The sequence below is a fragment of the uncultured Lawsonella sp. genome (assembly GCF_947252745.1).
In the GTDB taxonomy this organism is placed as follows: domain Bacteria; phylum Actinomycetota; class Actinomycetes; order Mycobacteriales; family Mycobacteriaceae; genus Lawsonella.
Genome location: NZ_CAMXWW010000001.1, coordinates 138685 through 161544, shown reverse-complemented (window position 1 = coordinate 161544; position 22860 = coordinate 138685). Strand labels below are relative to the sequence as shown.

Here is a 22860-nt window from a genome sequence, read left to right as displayed (position 1 = left end):
TAGTTTAGTTCTTCAGTGCAGCGACAGCGTCGAAACCGCGTTGTAGGTCTGCGATGATGTCGTCAACGGACTCCAGGCCCACAGAAAGGCGAATGGTGGCGTCGGTGATGCCAGCATGCTTCTTCGCCTCGGTGGTCAGCTGGGAGTGGGTGGTGGAGCCGGGATGGGTGACTAGCGAGCGCACGTCACCTAGGTTCGCGAGGTTGGTGTGGAGTTTGAGGGCGTCAATGAACGTCCAGGCCTCCTTCGTCGAACCTTTGATGTCAAAAGCGAGAACGGAGCTGGCACCCTTCGGGCAGACGCGCTTATGCACCTCATACCAGGGGGAAGAGGGGAGACCAGCGTAGTTGACGGCTTCGACTAGTTCCTGCTGTTCGAGCCACTCGGCCACTTTCTGGGCGTTGGTGACATGCCGCTCCATGCGCAATGCGAGGGTCTCCAGACCAAGCTGGGCCGCCCAGGCGTTGAAGGGGGCGATGCCAGATCCGGTGTCGCGCATGAAGCTGGCACGGGCCTTGAGGAGGAGGGCACCAGCACCTGCATCGGTATAGACGAAGCCGTGGTAGGCCGGGTCGGGGGCGGCGAGGCCGGGGAACATGAGTTCGCCGTCGCGCTTGACAGTCCAATCGAAGGAGCCGCCGTCCACGATAGCGCCCGCCATGACAGTGCCATGGCCTGCCATGAACTTGGTGACGGATTCCACGACCACGTCCGCACCCATATCGAGCGGGCGGGTGAGGTAAGGGGTGGCCATGGTGTTGTCGACAACCAGTGGGACGAGGTTACGGTGGGCAATCTCGGCAATGGCCGGGATGTCTAGTACATCGTTGGCCGGGTTGGAGATGGTTTCGCCGTACAAGAGCTTGGTGTTGGGCTGGACGGCATCCTGCCAGGACTGCGGATCATCCGGGTTCCCCACGAAGGTCACCTGGAGGCCCATCTTCGGGAGAGTGTGGCGGAAGAGAGTCTCGGTGCCGCCGTAGAGGCGGGGGCTGGAAACGATGTGGTCGCCGGCGACGGCAATGGATTCGACGGTGGCCAGGATGGCGGCCATGCCGGATCCGAAGAGTAGAGCACCCACACCGTTCTCGAGAGAGGCGATGCGGGCCTCTACCATATCGTTGGTCGGATTGTTCAAGCGGGTGTAGATGTGGCCGCCCTTGGCGAGGGCGAAGCGGTCTGCCCCATCCTGGCAATCTTCAAAGGCGAAGGCGGTCGTCAGGTGGAGTGGCATGGCACGGGCGCCATAGTCGGAATCTAACGTCTGACCGGCGTGGACTGCACGAGTGTCGAAGTCCCATTCTGCGTAGTCAGTGTTGTCGTATTTGTACTCCACGGGCGTTGCGCCTCCTTGTGCTAGTTAAGCAGTGCTTCTAGGACTCCATCCTACTGGGTGATGGCAGCAAACCCGAGCTTCAAGTCGTCGATGATGTCCTCGACGTCCTCAATGCCGACTGAGAGGCGGATGGTGCCGGGGGTAATGCCGGCGGCGAGCAGTTCTTTCTCAGTGAGCTGGGAGTGTGTGGTGGTGGCCGGGTGGGCTACCAGGGAGCGTACGTCGCCAACGTTGGCGAGGTTGCTGTGGAGTTTGAGGGCGTCGATGAAGGCCCAGGCCTCATCCTTGCCACCCTTGATGTCGAAGGCTAGGACGGAACCGGCACCTTCCGGGGTCACCTGCTTGCCCACCTGGTACCAGGGGCTAGAGGGGAGTCCGGCGTAGTGCACCTTCTCTACTTGGTCCTGCTGGTCGAGCCATTCTGCTACCTGCTGGGCGTTGGCGACATGCTGGCGGACACGCAGTGCCAGAGTTTCGACGCCCTGCTGGATGACCCAGGCGTTGAAGGCAGAGAGGGTGGCGCCAGTATCCCGCAGGAGGGACACTCGTACCTTCAGAGCGAAGGCGGCCGCACCCAGGTCCTTGTAGACAAGGCCGTGGTAGGAGGGGTCGGGCGTGACGAAGCTGGGGAAGACGGGGGAGCCATCCTTTTCGACCGTCCAGTCGAAGGTGCCGCCGTCAACTAGCACACCGCCGAGAGCCGAGCCGTGGCCGCCAATGAATTTGGTGAGGGATTCGGCGACGATGTCGGCACCCTGCTGGAGCGGACGCACCAGGTAGGGGGTGGCGAGTGTGTTGTCGATGAAGAGCGGGACGTTGTTGCGGTGGGCAATCTCGGCGATGCCCGGGATATTGAGGACGTCGTTGGCGGGGTTGGAAATGGTTTCTCCGTAGAAGACCTTGGTGTTGGGCTGGACGGCATCCTGCCAGGACTGTGGGTCATCCGGGTTCTCCACGAAGGTCACCTCGATGCCGTACTTGGGCAGAGTGTGGTGAAGGAGGTTTTCGGTGCCGCCGTAGAGGCGGGGGCTGGCGACGATGTGCCCGCCCGCTTGCACAAGGGTCTGGAGACCACTGGTGATGGCGGCGGCGCCGGAGGCGAAGCCGACTGCAGCGACGCCACCTTCTAGTGCGGCGAGACGGTTCTCGAGAGCTTCAACGGTGGGGTTGGTGAGGCGGGAGTAGACCGGGCCGGCGTCCGAGAGGTTGAAGCGGTTAGCGGCATGCTCGGCGTTGTCGAAGACGAAGGAGGAGGAGAGGTAGATGGGGAGGTTGCGGGCGCTCACTTCGCTGTCGACGTCTTGTCCGGCATGGACGGACTGGGTGGTGAAGTTCCAGTTGGCGGCATTGCTGTTGTCATACTTGGTGGTCATTTTAGTAGTCCTTTAACAGTTGTTTAGTCGTTCGTTGGGGGTGTTTTGCTGATTCAAAAACTACGTGAGATATGGTGACTTATGCCAGTTCAGAGGGGGTTTTACGCAGGGTGATTTTAAGTGGTTTGATGCCATAAGGTAGAAAGAATACATGACAAAACATTGGATGAAACCACGACAATGGAGTCAGAACTGGAGGGCATTTTCCGTTGTTATGGTCGCGGGCTTCGTAGGGCTTTTAAGCATCTCGATTGTCAATGTGGCGCTCCCCGCAATCGAGAGTTCACTACATGCAACCCCCACTCAATTCCAGTGGATTGTGGCTGGTTATTCCGTTGCGTTTGGTCTTTTGCTCGTTCCTTCGGGACGGCTTGGTGACGTCGTTGGGCGACGCCCCGTCTTCCTCACCGGTTCTTTTCTTTTCATGGTGACCTCCTTGGCCTGTGGTTTTTCCACTAGCGCCGAAATTCTGGTCATCATGCGTGTCCTGCAAGGTATCGGCGCATCGATTACGACTCCGCAGGTTATTGGCTTTATTCAAGAACTTTTCCAAGGCCGCGAGCGTGCCCGTGCCTTCGGCATTTTCGGCATGGTCGTCAGTATTTCTTCCGCTATCGGCCCAGCAGTTGGTGGCGTGTTGGTAAGTGCGCTGGGCCTGGACTGGGGGTGGCGCTCGGTCTTCCTCGTTAACATCCCTTTCTCCATTTTCATTCTGGTGATGGGTCCCAAGCTGCTGCCTGTCCCACAGAAGCGGGAAAAGGGCACCAAGCTCAACCTCGACACGGTGGGCCTGCTGTTGATGGCTGCCGGTGTACTGACATCGATGTTGCCGTTCATTCTGGCGACCGACCCCGCTTACGGTGTGAAGCATTCCCCCTGGTACCTCATTGGTGTGGGTGTGCTTTTTGGTGCGCTCTTCACCGCATGGGAACTGTGGCGGGAGAATCGCCAGCATTCTGTGGTGATGCCGCGCGCTCTCATGAAGAACGCCGGCTTTACCTTAGGATCGGCAGTGTCCACCTGCTACTTCGCTGGCTGGACCGGCGTCTTCATCGTCCTCACTCTTTATCTCCAGCAAGGTTTAGGGATGGCTGCCTGGTTGGCCGGACTGATGCAGGTACCGCTGGCTTTGATGGGTGCGTACGGTTCGCAGCGCTCTTCGGTGTGGATGACCTTGCGCGGCCGCTGGCTCGTCCTCATTGGCCTCGTCGTCACCATGGCTGGCCTGGGCCTGATGGCGGCGTCGGCGCTCCTGCTATCGGAAGATTTTGCCTGGCTGGGCATCCTTATCGCGGGTGCTATCGCGGGATTTGGCTCCGGTATCACCATTAGCCCCAACCAGACGTTTGCGCTGGCAGAAGTATCAGTAAAGCAGGCTGGGGCAGCTGGTGGGGTGCTGCAGACCATGCAGCGTGTCGGCTCAGCAGTGGGTATTGCGGGTGTCACTCTGGTGTTCTTCGCTACCCGCTTCGACACCACGCTGGCGGGCTATGCACACGCATTTGGCATCTCGTTGGCGTTCATTATTGCTCTGATGGCGGTGGGTGCGCTCTGTGCCCTGTCCGATGCGCTCCGCAACGATGGCCGCAATGAGCTGCTGGAGATGGAGGCTCCGCAACCGGTGGAGGAGCCGCGATTAGAGAAGGAGCCGCAACCAGTGACAGAGCCACAGCCGGTGACGGAGCCGTAGTCGCGCACCGACTCTCAACCCCACATAGAGCAGAGATGAACCCGGCTTGGTCGGAGCGTCGCCCTCTCCCGCTAGGTTCCGTATTCAACCTCGTCACCCTTCTCATCTATGATGGGGAGGGTAACTTTTTTGTGTCCGCCCAGATCAGCAAGCACCTCCTGCCAGTGCCGCCAACTGCGGCAGGCACAGAACACTACACAATAATCCCTGTATTCACGCTTCAACCCTCGCGCCCAGCGCCACCAAAGGAGAATCAATGTCGAAGATCCACGTCGACGGCACTGTCGTTGAACTCGACGGCGACGAGATGACCCGCGTCATCTGGCAAGACATTCGTGACGAACTGATCCTTCCCTACCTTGACCTTAACCTCGAGTACTACGACCTCGGCATTGAGAGCCGTGACGCCAGCGACGACCAGATCACCATTGATGCCGCCAATGCCATCAAGAAGCACGGCGTCGGCGTCAAGTGCGCCACCATCACCCCCGATGAGGCCCGCGTCGCAGAGTTCGGCCTGAAGAAGATGTGGAAGTCCCCCAACGGCACCATCCGTAACATTCTCGGCGGCACCATCTTCCGCGCCCCCATCATCATGTCCAACGTGCCTCGTCTGGTTCCCGGCTGGACCAAGCCCATCATCATCGGCCGTCACGCCTTCGGCGACCAGTACCGCGCTACCGACTTCAAAGCCCCCAGCGCCGGCACCGTCACCATCACCTTCACCCCGGATGATGGCTCCGAACCCATCCAGCACGAAGTGGTGCGCCTCCCCGAAGACGGCGGCGTTGTCATGGGCATGTACAACTTCAACAAGTCCATCGAGGACTTCGCTCGCGCCTCCTTCAACTACGGTTTGAGCATGAACTACCCGGTGTACCTGTCCACCAAGAACACCATCCTCAAGGCTTACGACGGCCAGTTCAAGGACATCTTCCAGCGTATCTACGACGAAGAGTTCAAGGCACAGTTCGAGGCCGCCGGCCTCCATTACGAGCACCGCCTCATCGACGACATGGTTGCCTCCGCCCTCAAGTGGGAAGGCGGTTACGTCTGGGCATGCAAGAACTACGACGGTGACGTCCAGTCCGATACTGTCGCCCAAGGCTTTGGCTCCCTCGGCCTCATGACCTCCGTCCTCCTCACCCCCGACGGAAAGACCTGCGAGGCGGAAGCTGCCCACGGCACAGTCACCCGCCACTACCGCCAGCACCAGGCAGGTAACCCCACCTCCACCAACCCCATTGCCAGCATCTACGCCTGGACCCGGGGCCTCGCCCACCGCGGCAAGCTGGACAGCAACCAGGAACTCATCGGCTTCGCTACCACCCTGGAAAAGGTCATCGTCGACACCGTCGAAGGCGGCCAGATGACTAAGGACCTCGCCCTCCTCGTGAGCGGCGACCAGGAATGGCTCACCACCGAACAGTTCATGGAAGCTCTCATCACCAACCTTGGAAAGAAACTGGCGGTCTAACCTGTGAGTGACGATCCCACCGCCCCCTTCTCTGCTGCTGGCACTGGCACATCTGCCTCTCCCCGCTCCGCGACACTGGAGGGAGGTCGTGGGGCGTCTCACACCACCTCCGGTTCCGCAAAGCTCGCCATCCTCGCCCTCATCCTGGGCGGTATTGGTACCGCCTGCACGGAATCTGCCATCGTTAGCCTACTGCCCGATGTTGGCCAGCACTTGGGGATGACGACCGAGTCCACGCTCGGCTTCGCCATCACCCTCTACATGATCGGTGTGGTTTTCGGGGCGCCCCTCTTCACCGTGGTCCTCGTCCACATCAACCGCAAAATGCTGTTGATCGCGGCAGTCGCTACCCAAGTGGTGGGTAACCTTCTCACCGTTTTTGCCCCTAACTTTTGGATCCTCCTGGTGGGGCGCTTCCTCGCGGGCGTCCCCCACGGGGCGATCTATGGACTCATGGCCCTCGTCGGTGCCTATCTGGCACCACCCGGTAAAACTGCCCGAACTGTGTCCATCTCCCTGCTCGGTTTGCCCATCGCCAACCTTGCCATCGTCCCTCTCATCACCTGGGTAGGCCAAGCCAACAACTACCGCTACGCATTCGGCATTATCGCCCTCTTCGGCACCCTTGCCTTCGCCGCAATGTTCGCCTGGCTACCTGCCATGAAAGACCTGTCCTCCTCCAATCCCAAGCAGGAGCTAGGGCTGTTCAAGAACCGCCAGGTCGTTCTCACTCTGTTGGCTGGTCTCATTGGTTTCGGAGGTCTCTACGGGTTCCTCAGCTACATCACCCGCACAGTGGATACCATCACCGGGATGAATCCCAACATTATGCCGTTCGTCATGATGGTCATCGGCATCGGCGCCCTTGTCGGTACCCTCCTCGCCGGACAACTCTCGGACCGTGTCCCGGAAGCCGCCTTTCCTATTATCATGGGCAGTTTCGTTGTGGTACTGGCAGTCTCACCACTCATGGTGCAAAACCCCATCACCCTCTTCATAGAAGTATTCCTGGTGGGTGTCTTCGGTACAGGAGCCTTCTCACCCGCCATGCAGGTTCGCCTCATTCGCCATGCGGGCGACTCCCAAAACCTTGCTTCCGCAATGAATCATGTGTCACTCTGTCTCGCGAATGTCATCGGTTCTTTCCTCTCTACGCAGGTAGTCCACCATCAGCTGGGCGGTGAGTTCATGTACATCCTGCCCGCCGTGTTTGGGGCAGTCCTCGGTGCCATTGGCCTCGTCTTCCTCCTCAGCGCCGTCTACTTGGTGAAATCCGGTAAGGATGCCGCCGCTTCCGTGGACTCCATTACCGTGAAAGGTGCTGTTCAGTGACCATTACCGTCACCTCCGTCAACGTCAACGGCATTCGCGCCGCCACTCGCGTTCGCTCTGCCGAGAACCCCGGGTTTCTCGCGTGGCTAGAGTCCACGAACGCCGATATTGTGTGTATGCAGGAAGTGCGCGCCACCCCTGCACAAACTGCGGATGCCCTAGCACCAGCCCTCGTCGACAATGGTGGATGCTGGCACCTCTGCATGCAGGAGGCCGCTGCAAAAGGCCGTGCCGGCGTCGGCATTCTCAGCCGCCAGGCCCCCCTGGCTGTTCGTACCGGGATCGACGTGGAGGAATTTGCACGTGCCGGGCGCTACATTGAGGCAGACTTTGCCGTGGACGGGAAACTCACAGGAGCCAGTGAGGGTGACGTCCTGACCGTGGCCTCGCTCTACCTTCCCTCGGGGGAAGTAGATACTCCACGGCAGGATGAAAAGTACCGTTTCATGGAAGGCTTCAGCGCATTTTTGCAGCAGCGGGCCACCCTGGCGGCAGCCGGCTCCGCTCCACAAACCGTCGTGTGCGGGGACTGGAATATTGCCCACCGCGAAGAGGATCTCAAAAACTTCAAGGCCAACACTACGAAATCGGGGTTCCTTCCGGCCGAGAGGGAGTGGATGACGAGCATTTTTGGGCCGCAAGGTCTAGGCGTGGACGCGTCCGGCATCCCTACCGGGTGGACGGATGCGCAGCGCTATCTACTACCGGAGGAGCGTGGCCCCTACTCCTGGTGGAGCTACCGGGGGAAAGCCTTCGACAATGACGCCGGGTGGCGCATCGACTACCAGGCGATTACCGCTGGGCTGGTGGACCGTCTGGTGGAAGCGCGGGTGGAGCGGGCAGACGCCTACGAGCTGCGCTGGTCAGACCACGCTCCAGTGACCGTCACCTACCAGTAGCGGGGTGTGCAGGGCTAGCAGGGAGCTGTGGCAAGCAGCCTCCTTTACGCCTTGCAACTCAACGCGGGTAACCTGAACACCACACACTTTTTTCTCACAACCTCGAACATAGGTAGCCGAACAACTATGACTGACACCGATACGAAGCCACAGGGCCGCCAACGCGTTCTTTCTGGCCTGCAGCCCACCGCCGACTCTTTCCACCTGGGCAATTATCTGGGTGCTGTGAAACAGATGGTGGAGTTGCAGGAGGATTATGACGCCTTCTACTTCATTCCGGATATGCACGCCATTACCGTGGAGCAAGATCCGAAGGTTTTGCGGGAGCGGACCTGGGGTGCGGCGGCACAGCTTATCGCACTGGGTGTTGATCCCGATAAGTCGGTGCTCTTTGTCCAGTCGCAGGTTCCGGAGCATGCTGAGCTGACCTGGGTGTTCAACTGCATGACGGGTTTCGGCGAGGCCAGCCGGATGACCCAGTTCAAGGACAAGTCGCTGAAACAGGGGCGCGATAAGACCACTGTGGGGCTTTTCGACTACCCCATTTTGATGGCTGCAGACATCTTGTTGTACAGCCCTCAACTTATCCCGGTGGGGGAGGATCAACGTCAGCATGTTGAATTGACGCGAAATCTCGCAGAGCGTTTTAACAATAAGTACGGTCGCACTTTCGTTGTGCCAGAAGCTTTTATCATTAAAAGTTCGGCCAAGATTTACGATTTGCAGGACCCGTCTTCGAAGATGTCGAAATCTGGCAAGAATCCCAAAGGTATTATTAACCTGCTGGATGACCCGAAGGTTTCGGCCAAGCGGATCCGTTCGGCAGTAACCGATAACGACGGTGTGATTGCTTTCGATCGCGAGAACAAGCCCGGCGTTTCCAATCTTCTCACCATTCTCAGCGCACTCAGCGGTACCGATATCGATACGTTGGTGTCTGGGTATGAGGGCCACGGGTATGGCGACCTGAAGAAGGATACGGCAGAGGCGATGACGGAGTTCGCTACTCCGTTGCGCGCCCGTGTGGATGAGATTCTCTCTGACCGGGCGGAGCTGGAGCGGGTGCTGCAGCGTGGTGCGGAACGTGCCCGCGAGTCCGCGGCTCCGGTTCTGGACAAGGTGTACGAGCAGATTGGTTTCTTGCGTCCGCTGCGCTGATCACTGTTGTTAGCCACCACTCGTCCAAGGAAGTGATGACTATCAGTACCGATCTCAAGGAGCCGGATGCTCCCCAGGGCCTCGCTAAATTCCGTATGAAGTGGCCGTGGCTGGACCATCTATTGGTGACGCACGAACGTTATTCGCAGGAACGCGGCAATCTTTACGCCGGCGGCATCACCTATTTCTCGGTGTTGGGAATTTTCCCGCTTCTGATGGTGGGTTTTGCTATCGCTGGTGTTTTCCTGTTTGCCCGCCCCGAGCTGCTGGTCGACATTCAGAATCAGATTGTCGCCAAGGTGCCTGGGTCGATGGGGGAGCAGGTGTCCCAGTTGGTGAAGACAGCGGTGGAGCAGCGTTCTGCGGTTGGTGTTATTGGTCTGTTGACTGCCTTGTACTCCGGGCTGGGGTGGATTGGAAATCTGCGCGATGGTTTGACTGCACAGTGGGCCATTCCGCTGCAGTCCGAGAGTTTCTTCAAGAAGAAGGGTAAGGATCTGCTGGCGCTGCTGGGTCTTTTCCTGGCGTTTGTGGTGGCGTTTGGCCTCACCATGATCTCGTCGTCCGGTCTGATGGACAAAGTCATCAAGTGGCTACATTTGAGCGATGTGCCGGGTATGCAGGTGCTGTTGACGGTGGTGTCGCTGCTCGTTTCAGCTATTGCTATCTGGGTGGTGATGATCTGGGTGATTGGCTATCTACCACGTAAGCGTGCGGTGCCGCGGGCATCGCTAATGGCGGCTGCTATTGCTACGGTGCTGCTGGTGATCTGGATTAGGGTGGCGGCGATCTACTTAAAGAGTGTCTTATCGTCTCCGGCTGGTGCTGTGTTTGGTCCGATCATCGGTATTATGGTGTTCCTTTTCTTCACGTGGCGCATAATCCTTTTCTGCACCGCGTGGGCTGCGACATCGCAACGGGCGCTGCGTGGCGATGTAGCTGCAAAGCGCAGTGAAGCGGATCTGGATGAGAAGAGTAAGGCTGCGAGCTTGTCTGCGGTGGCTGTTGCCGCGGTGGGGGAGCGGGAGGATGACGACTAGCGTGGGGTGACGCGTCGTTTGTCCGTTGTGGTTTAAGAGAGGGCCGCCCTTGGTAGGGCGGCCCTCTCTTAAACGCGGTGTGCGTATGGGTGCGTGCTGTGTCGCGTGGTGGTGGCTACTGTTTATCTATGACGCTGTCGAGCCAGATCACCAGTTTGTCCCATTCGTCGACGATGTCGTCGTAGGGCTCTTCGGGGGGTTCGGTGTTGTCCCCGATGATCGATTCGACGTAGTTGCCGAGGCGGGTGGAATCGTTGAGGTATGCGTCAACGACGTCGGTGTCGAGGTAGTCTTCAGCGTCGAGGAGGAGTTCGACGGCGAGGTCGAGCTGGTTTTCGTCGACGTCTGCGGGGCCGTTCTTCATCTGCTTGGGAAGGCGGACAAAGGAGTAGATGTTGTCGTCGGTGGGGCGGACGTTGAGTTCGCCGCTGCCGGCGCGGAAGGCTACTTGGTCCCATCCGGGGAGCTTGTACATGCTGTGGTCGGGTTCTTCGGCGAGGAAGCGCAGCATGCCGCGCTGACTGGTGAAGCCGAAGATGTGGTCATCGTTGCCGAGGAAGAGGGGTTCGTCGTTGATGTAGCAACGGAGGCTGAATCGAGTGCCGCCGGGGAGAATGATCTTGATGGGGTCGATACCGATGCTGGCCCAGAAGGGGTCTTCGTCGGCGTCGGGTTCCCATTCGTCGGCGTCGAGGAGACCAGCGGTGTCGTCTTCTCGTTCTGCAGCTAGGGCGCGGGCTTCCGCGAATTCTTCTTCGGCTTGGGCAAGGAGGGTGGCGTCCACCTCGGGGCTGACGAGCAGGCTATCGATGAGGTTGAGGATGTCGTCCCAGTTCTTGCTGACGATTTTGCCGATGTGGGTCCATTCACGGGCGCCTTCGCGGCCGTAGAAGTTGTCGACGCCGCCGGAGGTGGCTCCGAGGTCTCCGTGCTTGCGGAAGAATTTTTCGATTTCGGGGATGTCGCAGATGCTGCCAATGGTTCGCACTATGGTGAAGCAGTCGTCGAGTTCGAGAACAGAATCTTCGGTGGGATCCTCGGAGAGGAGTTCCGGAACCCCGAGGAGGTCATAGGAGTGTTCCTCGTCGGGGTCGAGTTCGAGTGCGGAGAGTTGTGCAGTGTGTTCCCACGACGGGTGGTCCTCCAGATCGTTGGGTGCGCCGGAGCGGAGGAAAGCGGCGAGTTCGGCAGGCGTGGCGAAACCGTAAAGGTCTTCGTCGAGGCCAAGCATGGCTTCCCAGTCTTCTCCGTCTTCCCGCCAGGCGGGGGCCCAGAGGGTGACAAAGTCTCCGGAGGGAAGACCCAGTGCTACAGGAACAATATCAGCTACAGACATACTCTCAGCCTACGGGAGTTACAGAGCCACTGCCATATCTTGTGGGGAACTTTTAGGTGGTTGTTACGCGAACCGGATTGATCTCTTCGAGTGTCGCCGTCAGCTGTGTACTCCATTGTTCAGAGTAAGTTTGTTCAGCTGTTTTAGCCTGCTGATAGGCCTCCAGGATGGACGTAGCGAGTTCGTTTGCAGTGAGCTTTTTCGCTTTGTCTTTGCATTCGACCGAGGTGAGGCAGCCGCGTCCCGAGATAGTGACGGTGACTGCGTCGGTGCTTCCTTCGCTGGAGTGGGTCTCGAGGTCTTCGCCAGCTTTTCGGAGAGTGGCCATGCTGTTGTGGAGGGCGCCGTAGATTTCGGCGAGTGCCGGGATGGGCGGTTCACTGAGCCGTGCCATAACACTGTCGATTTCGCGGTTATTGTACGGTTGCTCGTACTTTGGCAGTGCTTTGGCGTGGAGTCGGCATAGTTCGGCGGAAAGTCGCGCGGGGGAGAGGTTTCCGCGCAGCACGATGCTGAGCAAGTTGCCGTTGTCGTCACAGGTGATGGTGATGGTGCGGTCCGCGGTGTGGTAGGTGATCTTACTCATGTACTATGCCTTCAGCCATGGCCGGAAGACACCTTCGAAGGCCATCCCGGCATTGTCGGTACGAACAGGGGTGACGGAGACGGGGTCGCCGGCCTCGATCATGAGGCCGTCTCCGAGGAACATAGCAACGTGGCCGTCCCAGATGAGTAGGTCACCGGGGAGAGCATCGCCGACGGGGATGTGCGGGTTGTTGTCCTGGTCCCAGGTGGTGCGGCCAATTTCTAGGCCTGCCTGTTCGTAGGCCCACTGGGTGAGGCCAGAGCAGTCGAGACCGACTCCAGGGCTGGTGCCACCCCATACGTAGGGCACACCGATCTGTGACAGTGCAGACTCGATGGCTTTGGCGGCAATGGGGTTGGGGGCGTACACAGTGGTTCCGTTGGGGAGGACGACGGGGATGGGGCCGTCGACGCCGCCGTAGGAGAGGTCTCCGTAGGTGTCGTAGCTACCGGTGTTGGTGTGTTCCCCACTGGGGCTGCCACTGCCGTTCTGGTGCTCGGGTACGTAACTGACACCTGTGGTGGTGGCTGCCGGGGTGTGGGCGGCGCTGGTTCCGGTGGCTGCCCGGGTGCCATAGCTGGAGTAGCCATAGGGGTTGTTGCTGTGTCCGCTGGCATAGCTAGCACCATTGGCCGGGTTGTTGGCGCCGACACTGCTGCTGGCGACGGTGCCGCTACCAGCAGGCGGGGTGTAGGTAACTCCAGCACTAGTGGGCGAGGCGGTGGGGCTACTGGTGGGGGAAGCAGTGGTGGTTGCGCCGCTCTGCATACCGGTGGGACCAGAGTAGTTGTGGAGGCCGTTTGTCGTGGGCGAGTTGGTGACGGGGGCGGAGGAGGCTGCTGCGGTGACGGCCGGTTGAGATTGGGTGAAGTTGTCGGCTTCGTTTCCCCAGGCGACGTGGCCTGAGGGGAGTGATCCAGGGGAAAGTTTTCCGGCTACGTCCACCATCCCGGGGAGTTTCACTTGGCCTTCCAACGTGGGTAGCTTGGGGGTAAGCGCGGCTCCTGCCGCTTCCGCCATGGACTTGAGGGAGGGCAGTGCTAGCGGAAGCTTGATGCCGAGGTTGAGGCGGGCATCTTGTGCAGTCTTCAGAGCTTCTGCGGTGGGGCCTTGCAGTTGGCTGAAGGCATTCATGAACACTTCTGCCGCTTGTCGGCAGGAGTTAATGGCAGCGCCAATGGTAGCGAGAATTGTTCCGATGCCGGTCTCGATCAGGCTCAGGGAGTCTACAGCCTCGTGCAGGAACTTTGCGATGATGCCAGCGATCTCTACGGCTGCTTTGCCGACAATAGCGGTTGCCTCGTTGGTGGCCTTGGCCAGTTCGCCTGTCTTCACTTCGAGGTCACCGGAGTGTGCGGAGATGTCTTTGACGACCTGGAGTGCAGCGTTGGCGGCGGGGCCAGTCCACGCACTAACGATCTGCTGAGTGGCACTTCCGATGGCGGTGACCACTGTGCCATATGCCTGCCCGGTTTGTTCCAGTGCGGATACGAGCCCGTGCAGCGCAGAGAGATCCGGCGCAGGTAGGGTAGGCAGGCCAAGTGGCAGTCCTAGATGGGGAGCTTGCAATGTCTGCTGGGAAGCGGTGGTCGTGAACGGGTTTGGGGTGGGCCCGTTCTGGAAGGAATGGGTTGACGGGGTGGCTTCAGGTTGTCCGCCGGTGCTCGCTCCAGCGGCACCATATCCGACACTGAGGTGGATGTGTAGACCGGTGGCGTTGGTGAGTTCAAGAGAACCTTGTGCGCCCAGTCCAGACATGGTCTGGATCATGGGCAGGGCGAGGGTAACTGGATCTAGCATTCCAAGCCTTCCTTAGCGATCGCGGCGGTGTGGGCGCCCTCAGTGCTGAGGTAGGCGGCACTGGTTGCGGCGGCGCGTGCTGCACTGTCTTCAAGATCGCCCACGATCTTTGCGAATCCGGCACTGTGGACGGCATGGGCAGTTTCGTAGGCGACGGCGAATTCGGTGGCGATTGCGCCCAGCGCAGGCAAGATGACACCGCTGGACGCGACTTCTAGCAGACCCTCTTCACCCGCAAGAGCAGCTCCGGCCGCGCCCACTGCGGTTCCGAAGGCTGTAATGGCGGGGATGTCTGCTGAAACATGGTTAAGAGACATGTTTCCCCCTTCATGGAGATGGACGTTAACGATATGACGCTGTCTGTTCGCAGAAGGTTCCCTTCACCCGCAAAAAGTTGAAGAATTTTTGGAACAGTTCGGGGTGCCCTCGAGACAATGAATAAGGGAGAGGTGTGCCAAGATTAGAGGCATGGATGTAACTGTCATCGATCACCCCTTGGCCCTTTCTCGTCTCACCACCATGCGCGATGAGCGCAGCAGTAATGCACAATTCCGGGCGGCTCTTAAAGAACTCGCTCAGATGCTGGTGTATGAAGCAGCGCGCGATCTACCGTTGGAAGATCTCCCTATTAACACCCCTTTGGTGCCGACCACTGGTCACCGTCTGCTGCAGCCGCCGCTGCTTGTGCCGGTTATCCGTGCTGGTTTGGGCATGGTGGATGCCGCTATGTCGATGATTCCCGATGCGCAGGTGGGCTTCGTCGGTATGGCGCGCAATGAGGAGACTCATCAGCCGGTTCCGTATCTGGAAGCTCTGCCGGATGATCTTTCCGATCAGACTGTTTTTGTCATCGATCCAATGTTGGCGACTGGTGGTTCTATGCTGCATACCTTGCGACTCATTGCAGACCGTGGGGCGCGGGATATTACCGCTATCTGTATGGTGTCGGCGCCGCAAGGAGTTCAGGCGCTGGCGGAGTCTGGGCTGCCTGTACGGTTGGTGACGGCTGTGGTGGACGATGGTTTGAACGAGGACGCCTACATTGTGCCTGGTCTGGGCGATGCCGGTGACCGTCTTTACGGCCCGCGCTACGATGACACCTCAGCTCAATAAGGTATCTCGATAAAATTCCAGGTTATCCACTATTGAGAAGCCTAAAATAAAGCTAAAAAAGAGGACTTGAACTGCGTTTTCAGACGTTACTTCGGGGCCTCTTTATTGCTATTCAAAAATGGCGTTATGCAAGGATTTTGTATTGGCAAAAATAGGAGTAGATTTTTCGCAGTGAATCAATCTTCGCCGGAAAGTGGCCATAGTAGCCGCAAACTCGGAGAACGTATGAAGAGCTGGTGGCTCAGTGATACTGACCAGCAGCCAGCCACACTGCAGGGTCCGCACGGCCGTGTTATTCATGACGCACACCGTCACCCCTGGTACAAAGTCATGTGCCTGTCTGGCCTCGACTACTTCTCTACTCTTGGCTACCAACCTGGTATCGCAGCTCTCGCTGCCGGTACGCTCGCTCCATTTGCCACCATCGTCCTCGTGCTGTTGACGGTGTGTGGCGCACTCCCCATCTACCGTCGCGTTGCGAAAGAATCTCCGCTTGGCGCGGGTTCTATCGGCATGCTGGAGCGCCTCATGCCGAAGTGGGGTGGCAAGATTCTCGTTTTGGTCTTCCTGGGCTTCGCGGCGACGGACTATCTCATTACGATGACGCTCTCAGCTGCTGACGCAACAGCGCACGTCATTGAGAACCCGTTCACGCCGGCTTCTTTTCAGGGACAGAACGTCCCCATCACCATCTTTATGCTGTTTGTCCTCACCTGTGTCTTTTTGAAGGGCTTTGGCGAGGCTATCAATCTTTCGGTGGTGCTGGTGTCGTCCTTCCTGTTCCTCAACCTCATTGTGGTGGGGAATGGTCTGTGGGTGCTGGTCACTCATCCGCATTTTGTGTCGGATTGGCATACTGCCCTGTTTGCGCAGCATAGTGACCCGATGATGATGATCGCGATTTCGCTGATCGTGTTCCCGAAGTTGGCCCTGGGCCTGTCTGGTTTTGAGACTGGCGTGGCTGTGATGCCACAGATTAAGGGCGGTGAAGGTACGCAGGAGGAGCGTATTGCGAATCGTGTGAAGGGCTGTCGTCGCATGTTGACGGTGGCTGCTCTGACAATGAGTACCTTCCTCGTTACCTCTTCGATCATCACTACCATGCTTATTCCTGAGGAAGCGTTGCAGGAGGGGGGCGAAGCGAATGGCCGTGCCTTGGCTTACATTGCTCACCATTACATGGGCAACGGCATTGGTACGGTCTATGACATTGCCACGATCCTTATTCTGTGGTTCGCTGGTGCGTCCGCCATGGCTGGCCTGCTGAACTTGGTGCCGCGCTACTTGCCGCGTTTTGGTATGGCCCCGGAGTGGGCGGCGCATACTCGTCCGCTGGCGATGGTGTTTGGTGTCCTCGCGATTGTGGTGACGATCCTCTTTAAGGCGGATGTGGACCACCAGGGTGCAGCCTATGCGACGGGTGTGTTGGTGCTCATTACGTCGGCTGGCTATGCGGTGTCGTTGTCGGCATGGAAGAACAAAGAGTGGGGAAAGTTTGTTGGCTTTGCCATCACAACCTGTGTTTTTGTTTATACAACGATTGTGAACATTGTGGAGCGGCCGGAGGGCGTGCAGATCGCCGCGGTGTTCATTGCCGCGATTATGGGTGTGTCGTTCGCGTCCCGTATTCACCGCGCTTATGAGCTGCGAGTGCAGGATATTGTCTTCGATAAGGAAGCTCAGAAGGTGTTGAAGGCGGCGAAGCGCCGTGATCGCCTGGTGATTGTAGCGCATGACCCGGAGACGTTTGCGCAGGATGAGTACGTCATCAAGGAACGTATCCAGCGGCGATTGACGCATATCGAGGATGATGTTCCGATTGTGTTCCTGGAAGTGAATGTGAAGGACGCGTCGGACTTCGACTCGGTTCTGGAAGTGCATGGTCGGATGCGCGGTAAACACCGCGTGTTGTGGGTGGATGCGCCAGGTGCGCCCAATGCTATTGCCGCGGTGCTGCTGTACATCCGTGACGTGACGGGTGTGGTGCCGGATGCGTACTTCGAGTGGGCGAACATTAGCCCCACACGTTCCCTCGGCCGCTTCCTCTTCTGGGGCCAGGGCGAGGTCGCCTCGGTGACCCACGAGGTGCTGCGCCGGGCCGAACCGAATCGAGATCTGCGGCCGCACATCCACGTAGGCTAGCGGGAGCTAGGCGCAGTGGATGCACCAAGCACTGTCACGTAGGCTAGCGGGAGCTAGCCGGAGTGGGAAACGCCGCCTTGCCGGGTGTCTGGTGGGGCGGGGTTGTTGTGTTTTTTGGGGGGTGGTTAGCGTTCTGCGGGGCGGCAGCTGCGCATGCGGAGTTCGTGGACGTAGTTGGCGGGGGCGCCGGCTTCTTCGGCGGCGTCGGCGACCATGGCGAGGTATTGGGCGCTGGGGAGTCCGCCTTCGTAGGCGTCCATGACGTAGAACCAGACGAGGACGGATTTTTCTTGGATTTGGGTGTCGTGGTCGGTGTCGGTGGTGCCGGGGCGGGGTGGGGTGGTGATGCGGGCGGTGACGCGGGCTTTGATTTTGCGGTGGAGGTCTTGGTCGTAGGCCTCCCATTCGTCGAGTTGTTTTTCGTCGTGGGCGGGGACGTCGTAGAGGGCGACGAAGACGCGGCTGTCGGGGTCTTCGACGACGGTGGCGAGGGCGCCTTCCCAGCAGGACATGTCTTCGCCGGCGAAGGTGAGTCTCCATCCTTCGAGCCAGGCGGTGCCGGCTAGTGGCGAGTGGGGCGCGTGACGCAGCATTTGTGCGGGCGCCATGTTCGTTCCGTAGGCGGCGTAGAGGGGCATGTTTTGAGAATATCGCGACGGCGCCTCTCGTGCTACCCCCTTGGCGGGGTTTAGCGAGAGGCGCCGCGGCTTTTTATGGGGGTTGTGTGTGTGAAGCTGTTGCGTGTGCCGCTGTGGCCGGAGGTTGGCTTTGAGTGGCTTGTGCGGGGTACTTCGGTGTGGGGGTTAGGCCCAGTCGAGTGAGCGTTCCACGGCTTTGTTCCAGTTGTGGAAGAGTTCTTCGCGGGTGTTTTCTTTCATGGTGGGACGCCACATGTCGTTGGGGATCCAGTTGGCCCGGATTTCGTCGGTGGAGCTCCAGAAGTGGACGGCCAGGCCGGCTGCGTAGGCGGCGCCGAGGGCGGCGTTTTCGCGGAGACCGCCGCGTACTACGGGGCAGTTGAGCATGTCGGCTTGGAACTGCATGAGTAGTTTGTTTTCGGTCATGGCGCCGTCGACTTTGACGGTTTTGAGTTGGATGTCGGCTTGTTTGCGCATGGCTTCGGCGACTTCGCGGGTTTGGTAGGCGGTTGCTTCTAGGGCGGCCCGGGCGATGTGGTTGCGGTTGGCGAAGCGGGTGAGGCCGACGATGGTGCCGCGGGCGTCGTCGCGCCAGCGGGGTGCCATGATGCCGGAGAATGCGGGGACGAAGTAGACGCCGCCGTTGTCGTCGACTTCTGCGGCGAGGGCTTCGATGTCGTCGGAGGAGTTGAAGAAGCCCATGTTGTCGCGGAGCCAGCGGACGGCGAGGCCGGTGACGGCGATGGAGCCTTCGAGGGCGTATACGGGTTCTTCGTCGCCGAGGCGGTAGAAGACTGTAGAGATGAGGCCGTCTGCGGGGTCGGCGGGTTCGGGTCCGACGTTGAGGAGGAGGCTGTTGCCGGTGCCGTAGGAGATTTTGGCTTCGCCGGCGGAGAGGCAGGCTTGGCCGAAGGCGGCGGCTTGTTGGTCGCCGAGGATGCCGGAGATGGGGACGCCGGGGAGGGGTCCGCGGCGGCGGACGTGTCCGAAGACGTCTGAGCTGGAGCAGATGCGGGGGAGGATGCTCTTGGGGATGTTGAAGGCTTCGAGGAGTTCGTCGTCCCACTTGCATGTCTCGATGTTCATGAGCATGGTGCGGGAGGCGTTGGAGACGTCGGTGATGTGTTTGGCGGGGCCGTCGACGGAGCCTTGGGCGCCTCCGGTGAGGTTCCAGATGAGCCAGGTGTCCATGGTTCCGAAGAGGAGGTTGCCTTCGTCGGCGAGTTGGCGGGCGCCTTCGACGTTGTCGAGCATCCATTTGATGCGGGGTGCGGCGAAGTAGATGGTGGGGGGTAGGCCGGTGAGTTCGCGGATGCGGTCTTCGCCGATCTTGTTGACTACTTGGTTGAGGCAGTCATGGGAGCGAGTGTCTTGCCAGACGATGGCGTTGCAGATGGGGAGGCCGGTGGTCTTGTCCCAGAGTACGGCGGTTTCGCGTTGGTTGGTGATTCCGAGTGCGGCGACGTCATTGGAGGTGATTTCGAGGACGGCGAGGACTTCTGCGAGGGTCAGACGGGCGTTTTTCCAGATTTCCATGGGATCGTGTTCGACGTATCCGGGGGAGGGGAGGATCTGGCGATGGTCTCGTTCGGTGGTGGCCACCAGTTTTCCATCGTGATCGAAGACAGAGCAGTGAGTGAAAACGGTGTCTTGATCAAGGGCAATAACATAGCGAGAGCTAGGCATGTAATGCTCCTTTTCGGCATCAGAGTTACTCCAAATATACCGAAGCTGGGCGTGGGGAGGGGCGTGTGGGAGCAACCTGACGGTGGGCGGTTGTGGTGCTGGTTGGGTGGCTTTTTCGCAGGTGGTATGGGGGTTATGGGGCGCTGTGTGGCGTGGGTGTGAGCTAGCTGGGTTGCCACGGTAGGAAGAGATATACGCCACGCTCCCCGGCCTGTGGCGGAGCGGGGAGCGTGTGCTGTTGGTGTGGGGTGTGTTATTCGGCGTCGTCTTGCAGAATCTTGCACATGGCGGTGCCGGGGGTGACGGGGGTGCCGGGCTCGACGGAGAGGTTGGTGATGGTGCCGGCTTGGTGGGCTACCACGGGGTTTTCCATCTTCATGGCTTCGAGCACGATGACGAGGTCGCCTTCTTCGACGACTTGGCCTTCTTCGACGGCCACCTTGACGACGGTGCCTTGCATGGGGGCGATGATGGTGTCGCCGGAGGCGGAGGATCCAGAGTTGGAGGAGAATGCGCGGGGGCGGGGTTTGCGTACTTTGGCGGGGCGGGAACCGCGGACAACGAAGTCTGCCGGCAGGCTGACTTCCATGCGTTTTCCGTCTACTTCGACAACCACGATCTGGTTGGGGAGGTGTTCCATCTGGACGGCGTCGGGGTCTTCTTCAGCGGCGTCGAAGGGGTTCTTCCATTCGGTTTCGATCCACTTGGTGAAGACGTCGAAGCTGTTGCCGTCGCCTACGAAGTCGGGGTTGGAGACGATGTGGCGGTGGAAGTCTACGGTGGTGGCGAGGCCTTCGATGTGGTATTCGGCGAGGGCGCGACGGGCGCGGGCGAGGGCGTTGTCGCGGTTTTCGCCCCATACGATGAGTTTGGCCAGCATGGAGTCGAATTCGCCGCCGACGATGTCGCCTTCGCGGACGCCGGAGTCAACGCGGACACCGGGGCCGGAGGGTTCTTGGTAGCGGGTGACGGTACCGGGGGCGGGGAGGAAGTTGCGGCCGGGGTCTTCGCCGTTGATGCGGAATTCGAAGGCGTGGCCGACTGGCTTGGGGTCTTCGGCGATGTCGAGTTCTTTGCCTTCGGCGATGTCGAACTGTCGCAGTACTAGGTCGAGGTTGGTGGTTTCTTCGGTGACGGGGTGTTCTACCTGGAGGCGGGTGTTGACTTCGAGGAAGGAGATGGTGTCACCTTGCACCATGTATTCGACGGTGCCGGCGCCGTAGTAGCCGGATTCACGGCAGATGGCGCGGGCGGAGGTGTGGATCTTTTCTTCCTGTTCGGGGGTGAGGAAGGGGGCGGGGGCTTCTTCGACGAGTTTCTGGAAGCGGCGCTGCAGGGTGCAGTCGCGAGTGCCGACGACGATGACGTTGCCGTGTTGGTCGGCGAGGATTTGGGCTTCGACGTGGCGGGCACGGTCGAGGTATTGTTCGACGAAGCATTCGCCGCGGCCGAAGGCGGCGGTGGCTTCACGGGTGGCGGAGTCGAAGAGTTCGGGGATTTCGTCGATGCTGTGGGCGACTTTCATGCCGCGTCCGCCGCCGCCGAAGGCGGCTTTGATGGCGATTGGGCAGCCGTATTTTTCGGCGAAGGCGATGACTTCGTCGGCGTCTTTGACGGGGTTTTTGGTGCCGGCTGCCATGGGGGCGTTGGCGCGTTCGGCGATGTGGCGGGCGGTGACTTTGTCGCCGAGTTTGCGGATGGCTTCTGGCGGGGGGCCGATCCAGATGTAGCCGGCGTCGATGACGGCTTGGGCGAAGTCGGCGTTCTCGGAGAGGAAGCCGTAGCCGGGGTGGATGGCGTTGGCGCCGGTGGCTTCTGCTGCGGCGAGCAGCTTTTCGATATTGAGGTAGGTTTCGGCGCCGGTGGAGCCGTGCAGGGCTATGGCTTCGTCGGCGAGGCTGACGAAGGGGGCGTCGGCATCTGGGTCGGCGTAGACGGCGACGCTGGGGATGCCTGCGTCGCGGGCACCACGGATGACGCGGACGGCAATTTCGCCGCGGTTCGCAACTAGTACTTTGTTGATCGTTGCTGTTGCGTTAGCGGACAATCTTCTCTCCTGTGACTTTTCTTTTCCCGTAAAGGGGAATTTTACCGGGTCAAACCTTACCCAAGTCTACGCCTTCCCGCCGGTTTCACCGAACAAAGTGGGCACGTAGCCTTGGGTTGTGCTGCTGTTTTGTCTGATGGTGGGTGCGGTTGTGTTTAGTGGCGGGTGCTGAGGGGGAGGGGGAAGGGGACGGATCCGGGGGCGGTGCCTTGCACAATGGGCATCCGTACGGCGGTTCCCCACTCGGACCAAGAGCCGTCATAGTTGTAGGCACAGTCGCAGCCGAGCAGGTAGGTGAGGACGAACCAGGTGTGGCTGGCTTGTTCTCCCATGGTGCAGTAGGTGATGACGTCGTGTTCGTCGTCAGGGGAGCAGACTCCGTCGTAGATGTCTTCGAGGGTGGTGCGGGGGAGGAAGCGGGAGTCGGGGCCGACTGCACGGTTCCAGGGGATGTTGAAGGCGGTGGGGATGTGTCCGCGGCGGGAGACGGCGCTGGAGAGGTGGGGAGAGAGGGTGTTGCCAACGTACTCGTCGCGGCTTCGAGTGTCGATGATGAGGGAGGAGCCGAGTGCGGCGAGTACGTCTTGACGGTAGACGCGGAGGTTGTCGTCGTGGCGTTCGACGATGGGGTAGTCGGACTCTGGGTAGGTGCGAACAGCGAAGCTGGTGGGACGCTCTTCGAGGAACCAGGCGTCGCGGCCGCCGTCGAGGAGGCGGATGTCGGTGTGGCCAAAGAGGGCGAAGACCCACAGTGCGTAGGCGGCCCACCAGTTGGATTTGTCGCCGTAGAGGACGACGGTGTCGTTTTGGCGGATACCCAGGCGGCGCATCAGGCTGGCGAAGTGTTGTCCGTTGATGAAGTCGCGGATGTTGGGGTCGAAGAGGTCTTTGTGCCAGTCGAGGCGGAGCGCGCCGGGGACGTGGCCGATGTCGTAGAGGAGGCCGTCTTCGTTGCATTCGAGGATGCGGAGCCCTGGGTAGTCGAGGTGTTCAGCGAGCCATTCGGTGGAGACGAGGCGCTCTGGGTGCGCGTAGTCGTTGAACCGCGGGTTGTGATCGTAGGGCGCGGGCACGCTGTCCTCCTGGGGCGTGAAGTTGTGGGGTGTGAAGTTGCAGGGCGCAAGGTAGTTTTCATCTGTGATTCTAGTTTTTCTGGAGACGCTCTGCTGAATGAATGGAACACCGTCACCCATCTTCTTGCTGCAGG

At 59.8% G+C, this 22860-nt stretch carries 18 protein-coding genes; 8 read left to right on the top strand and 10 right to left on the bottom strand.

The annotated features are described in order from the left end of the window. Positions 1 to 4: 4 nt before the first annotated feature. Together Q0X28_RS00705 and Q0X28_RS00700 are read right to left on the bottom strand one after the other, a co-directional pair. On the bottom strand, positions 5 to 1336 hold the full coding sequence (locus Q0X28_RS00705; protein WP_296238061.1) for an O-acetylhomoserine aminocarboxypropyltransferase/cysteine synthase family protein: 1332 nt from the start codon (positions 1334 to 1336) through the stop codon (positions 5 to 7). A 50-nt stretch (positions 1337 to 1386) separates the two neighbouring features. Further along, on the bottom strand, positions 1387 to 2709 hold the full coding sequence (locus Q0X28_RS00700) for an O-acetylhomoserine aminocarboxypropyltransferase/cysteine synthase family protein (RefSeq protein WP_296238059.1): 1323 nt from the start codon (positions 2707 to 2709) through the stop codon (positions 1387 to 1389). Between the two features lie 151 nt (positions 2710 to 2860). Here Q0X28_RS00700 and Q0X28_RS00695 point away from each other — a divergent pair, with 151 nt between their 5' ends. The 6 genes from Q0X28_RS00695 (at position 2861) to yhjD (ending at position 10305) form a co-directional block, all read left to right on the top strand. Continuing rightward, positions 2861 to 4399, top strand: a complete 1539-nt coding sequence (locus tag Q0X28_RS00695; protein ID WP_298575473.1) for an MFS transporter — start codon at positions 2861 to 2863, stop codon at positions 4397 to 4399. Positions 4400 to 4655: 256 nt separating this feature from the next. Then, positions 4656 to 5876 carry an NADP-dependent isocitrate dehydrogenase gene (locus tag Q0X28_RS00690; RefSeq protein ID WP_296238055.1) on the top strand — a complete coding sequence of 407 codons (1221 nt, stop codon included), beginning with the start codon at positions 4656 to 4658 and terminating at the stop codon, positions 5874 to 5876. 3 nt (positions 5877 to 5879) lie between these two features. Then, on the top strand, positions 5880 to 7208 hold the full coding sequence (locus Q0X28_RS00685; RefSeq protein ID WP_296238053.1) for an MFS transporter: 1329 nt from the start codon (positions 5880 to 5882) through the stop codon (positions 7206 to 7208). Continuing rightward, complete coding sequence (locus Q0X28_RS00680; protein ID WP_296238051.1) at positions 7205 to 8107, top strand: exodeoxyribonuclease III; 903 nt, start codon at positions 7205 to 7207, stop codon at positions 8105 to 8107. Before Q0X28_RS00685 ends, Q0X28_RS00680 begins: the two co-directional genes overlap by 4 nt. A gap of 126 nt (positions 8108 to 8233) precedes the next feature. After that, positions 8234 to 9265 carry a tryptophan--tRNA ligase gene (gene trpS / locus Q0X28_RS00675; RefSeq protein ID WP_296238049.1) on the top strand — a complete coding sequence of 344 codons (1032 nt, stop codon included), beginning with the start codon at positions 8234 to 8236 and terminating at the stop codon, positions 9263 to 9265. A gap of 35 nt (positions 9266 to 9300) precedes the next feature. Further along, positions 9301 to 10305 (top strand): inner membrane protein YhjD, encoded by a 1005-nt coding sequence (gene yhjD, locus Q0X28_RS00670; RefSeq protein ID WP_298575467.1) that lies wholly within the window; start codon positions 9301 to 9303, stop codon positions 10303 to 10305. Between the two features lie 115 nt (positions 10306 to 10420). Here yhjD and Q0X28_RS00665 read toward each other — a convergent pair whose 3' ends face one another. The 4 genes from Q0X28_RS00665 to Q0X28_RS00650 are packed head-to-tail and all read right to left on the bottom strand — an operon-like array spanning position 10421 to position 14344. Next, a complete protein-coding gene (locus Q0X28_RS00665) occupies positions 10421 to 11641 on the bottom strand; it encodes a primosomal protein (RefSeq protein WP_296238045.1) in 1221 nt (406 codons plus the stop codon). 52 nt (positions 11642 to 11693) lie between these two features. Beyond that, positions 11694 to 12227: a YbaB/EbfC family nucleoid-associated protein gene (locus Q0X28_RS00660; RefSeq protein WP_296238042.1), complete on the bottom strand. Its 534-nt coding sequence runs from the start codon at positions 12225 to 12227 to the stop codon at positions 11694 to 11696. Between the two features lie 3 nt (positions 12228 to 12230). After that, entirely contained in the window at positions 12231 to 14027 is a 1797-nt protein-coding gene (locus tag Q0X28_RS00655; RefSeq protein WP_298575464.1) for an NlpC/P60 family protein, read from the bottom strand. After that, positions 14021 to 14344, bottom strand: coding sequence for a hypothetical protein (locus tag Q0X28_RS00650; protein ID WP_296238038.1), 324 nt, complete (start codon positions 14342 to 14344; stop codon positions 14021 to 14023). The genes Q0X28_RS00655 and Q0X28_RS00650 overlap by 7 nt, the downstream gene beginning before the upstream one ends. A 151-nt stretch (positions 14345 to 14495) precedes the next feature. Here Q0X28_RS00650 and upp point away from each other — a divergent pair, with 151 nt between their 5' ends. Both upp and Q0X28_RS00640 read left to right on the top strand, forming a co-directional pair. After that, the gene (gene upp / locus Q0X28_RS00645; RefSeq protein ID WP_298575461.1) at positions 14496 to 15140 is read left to right on the top strand and encodes a uracil phosphoribosyltransferase; all 645 of its coding nucleotides are present in this window, start codon (positions 14496 to 14498) and stop codon (positions 15138 to 15140) included. Between the two features lie 171 nt (positions 15141 to 15311). Beyond that, the gene (locus tag Q0X28_RS00640) at positions 15312 to 17282 is read left to right on the top strand and encodes an amino acid transporter (protein WP_320616412.1); all 1971 of its coding nucleotides are present in this window, start codon (positions 15312 to 15314) and stop codon (positions 17280 to 17282) included. 125 nt (positions 17283 to 17407) lie between these two features. Here Q0X28_RS00640 and Q0X28_RS00635 read toward each other — a convergent pair whose 3' ends face one another. The 4 genes from Q0X28_RS00635 to Q0X28_RS00620 all read right to left on the bottom strand — a co-directional run bounded on the left by Q0X28_RS00635 (position 17408) and on the right by Q0X28_RS00620 (position 22726). Then, positions 17408 to 17920, bottom strand: coding sequence for a gamma-glutamylcyclotransferase family protein (locus Q0X28_RS00635; RefSeq protein ID WP_296238036.1), 513 nt, complete (start codon positions 17918 to 17920; stop codon positions 17408 to 17410). A 165-nt stretch (positions 17921 to 18085) separates the two neighbouring features. Then, complete coding sequence (glpK, locus tag Q0X28_RS00630) at positions 18086 to 19606, bottom strand: glycerol kinase GlpK (RefSeq protein WP_298575458.1); 1521 nt, start codon at positions 19604 to 19606, stop codon at positions 18086 to 18088. 253 nt (positions 19607 to 19859) lie between these two features. Further along, the gene (locus Q0X28_RS00625; protein ID WP_298575454.1) at positions 19860 to 21653 is read right to left on the bottom strand and encodes a biotin carboxylase N-terminal domain-containing protein; all 1794 of its coding nucleotides are present in this window, start codon (positions 21651 to 21653) and stop codon (positions 19860 to 19862) included. Between the two features lie 155 nt (positions 21654 to 21808). Beyond that, positions 21809 to 22726, bottom strand: a complete 918-nt coding sequence (locus tag Q0X28_RS00620; RefSeq protein WP_296238030.1) for a sulfurtransferase — start codon at positions 22724 to 22726, stop codon at positions 21809 to 21811. Positions 22727 to 22860 lie beyond the last annotated feature (134 nt).

Bases quoted from the DNA above. Each gene is read 5' to 3' on its own strand.
- Q0X28_RS00700 (WP_296238059.1), bottom strand. From the start codon at position 2,709: ATGACCACCAAGTATGACAACAGCAATGCCGCCAACTGGAACTTCACC.
- Q0X28_RS00695 (WP_298575473.1), top strand. From the start codon at position 2,861: ATGACAAAACATTGGATGAAACCACGACAATGGAGTCAGAACTGGAGG.
- Q0X28_RS00690 (WP_296238055.1), top strand. From the start codon at position 4,656: ATGTCGAAGATCCACGTCGACGGCACTGTCGTTGAACTCGACGGCGAC.
- trpS (WP_296238049.1), top strand. From the start codon at position 8,234: ATGACTGACACCGATACGAAGCCACAGGGCCGCCAACGCGTTCTTTCT.
- yhjD (WP_298575467.1), top strand. From the start codon at position 9,301: ATGACTATCAGTACCGATCTCAAGGAGCCGGATGCTCCCCAGGGCCTC.
- Q0X28_RS00665 (WP_296238045.1), bottom strand. From the start codon at position 11,641: ATGTCTGTAGCTGATATTGTTCCTGTAGCACTGGGTCTTCCCTCCGGA.
- Q0X28_RS00660 (WP_296238042.1), bottom strand. From the start codon at position 12,227: ATGAGTAAGATCACCTACCACACCGCGGACCGCACCATCACCATCACC.
- Q0X28_RS00655 (WP_298575464.1), bottom strand. From the start codon at position 14,027: ATGCTAGATCCAGTTACCCTCGCCCTGCCCATGATCCAGACCATGTCT.
- Q0X28_RS00650 (WP_296238038.1), bottom strand. From the start codon at position 14,344: ATGTCTCTTAACCATGTTTCAGCAGACATCCCCGCCATTACAGCCTTC.
- upp (WP_298575461.1), top strand. From the start codon at position 14,496: ATGGATGTAACTGTCATCGATCACCCCTTGGCCCTTTCTCGTCTCACC.
- Q0X28_RS00635 (WP_296238036.1), bottom strand. From the start codon at position 17,920: ATGCCCCTCTACGCCGCCTACGGAACGAACATGGCGCCCGCACAAATG.
- glpK (WP_298575458.1), bottom strand. From the start codon at position 19,606: ATGCCTAGCTCTCGCTATGTTATTGCCCTTGATCAAGACACCGTTTTC.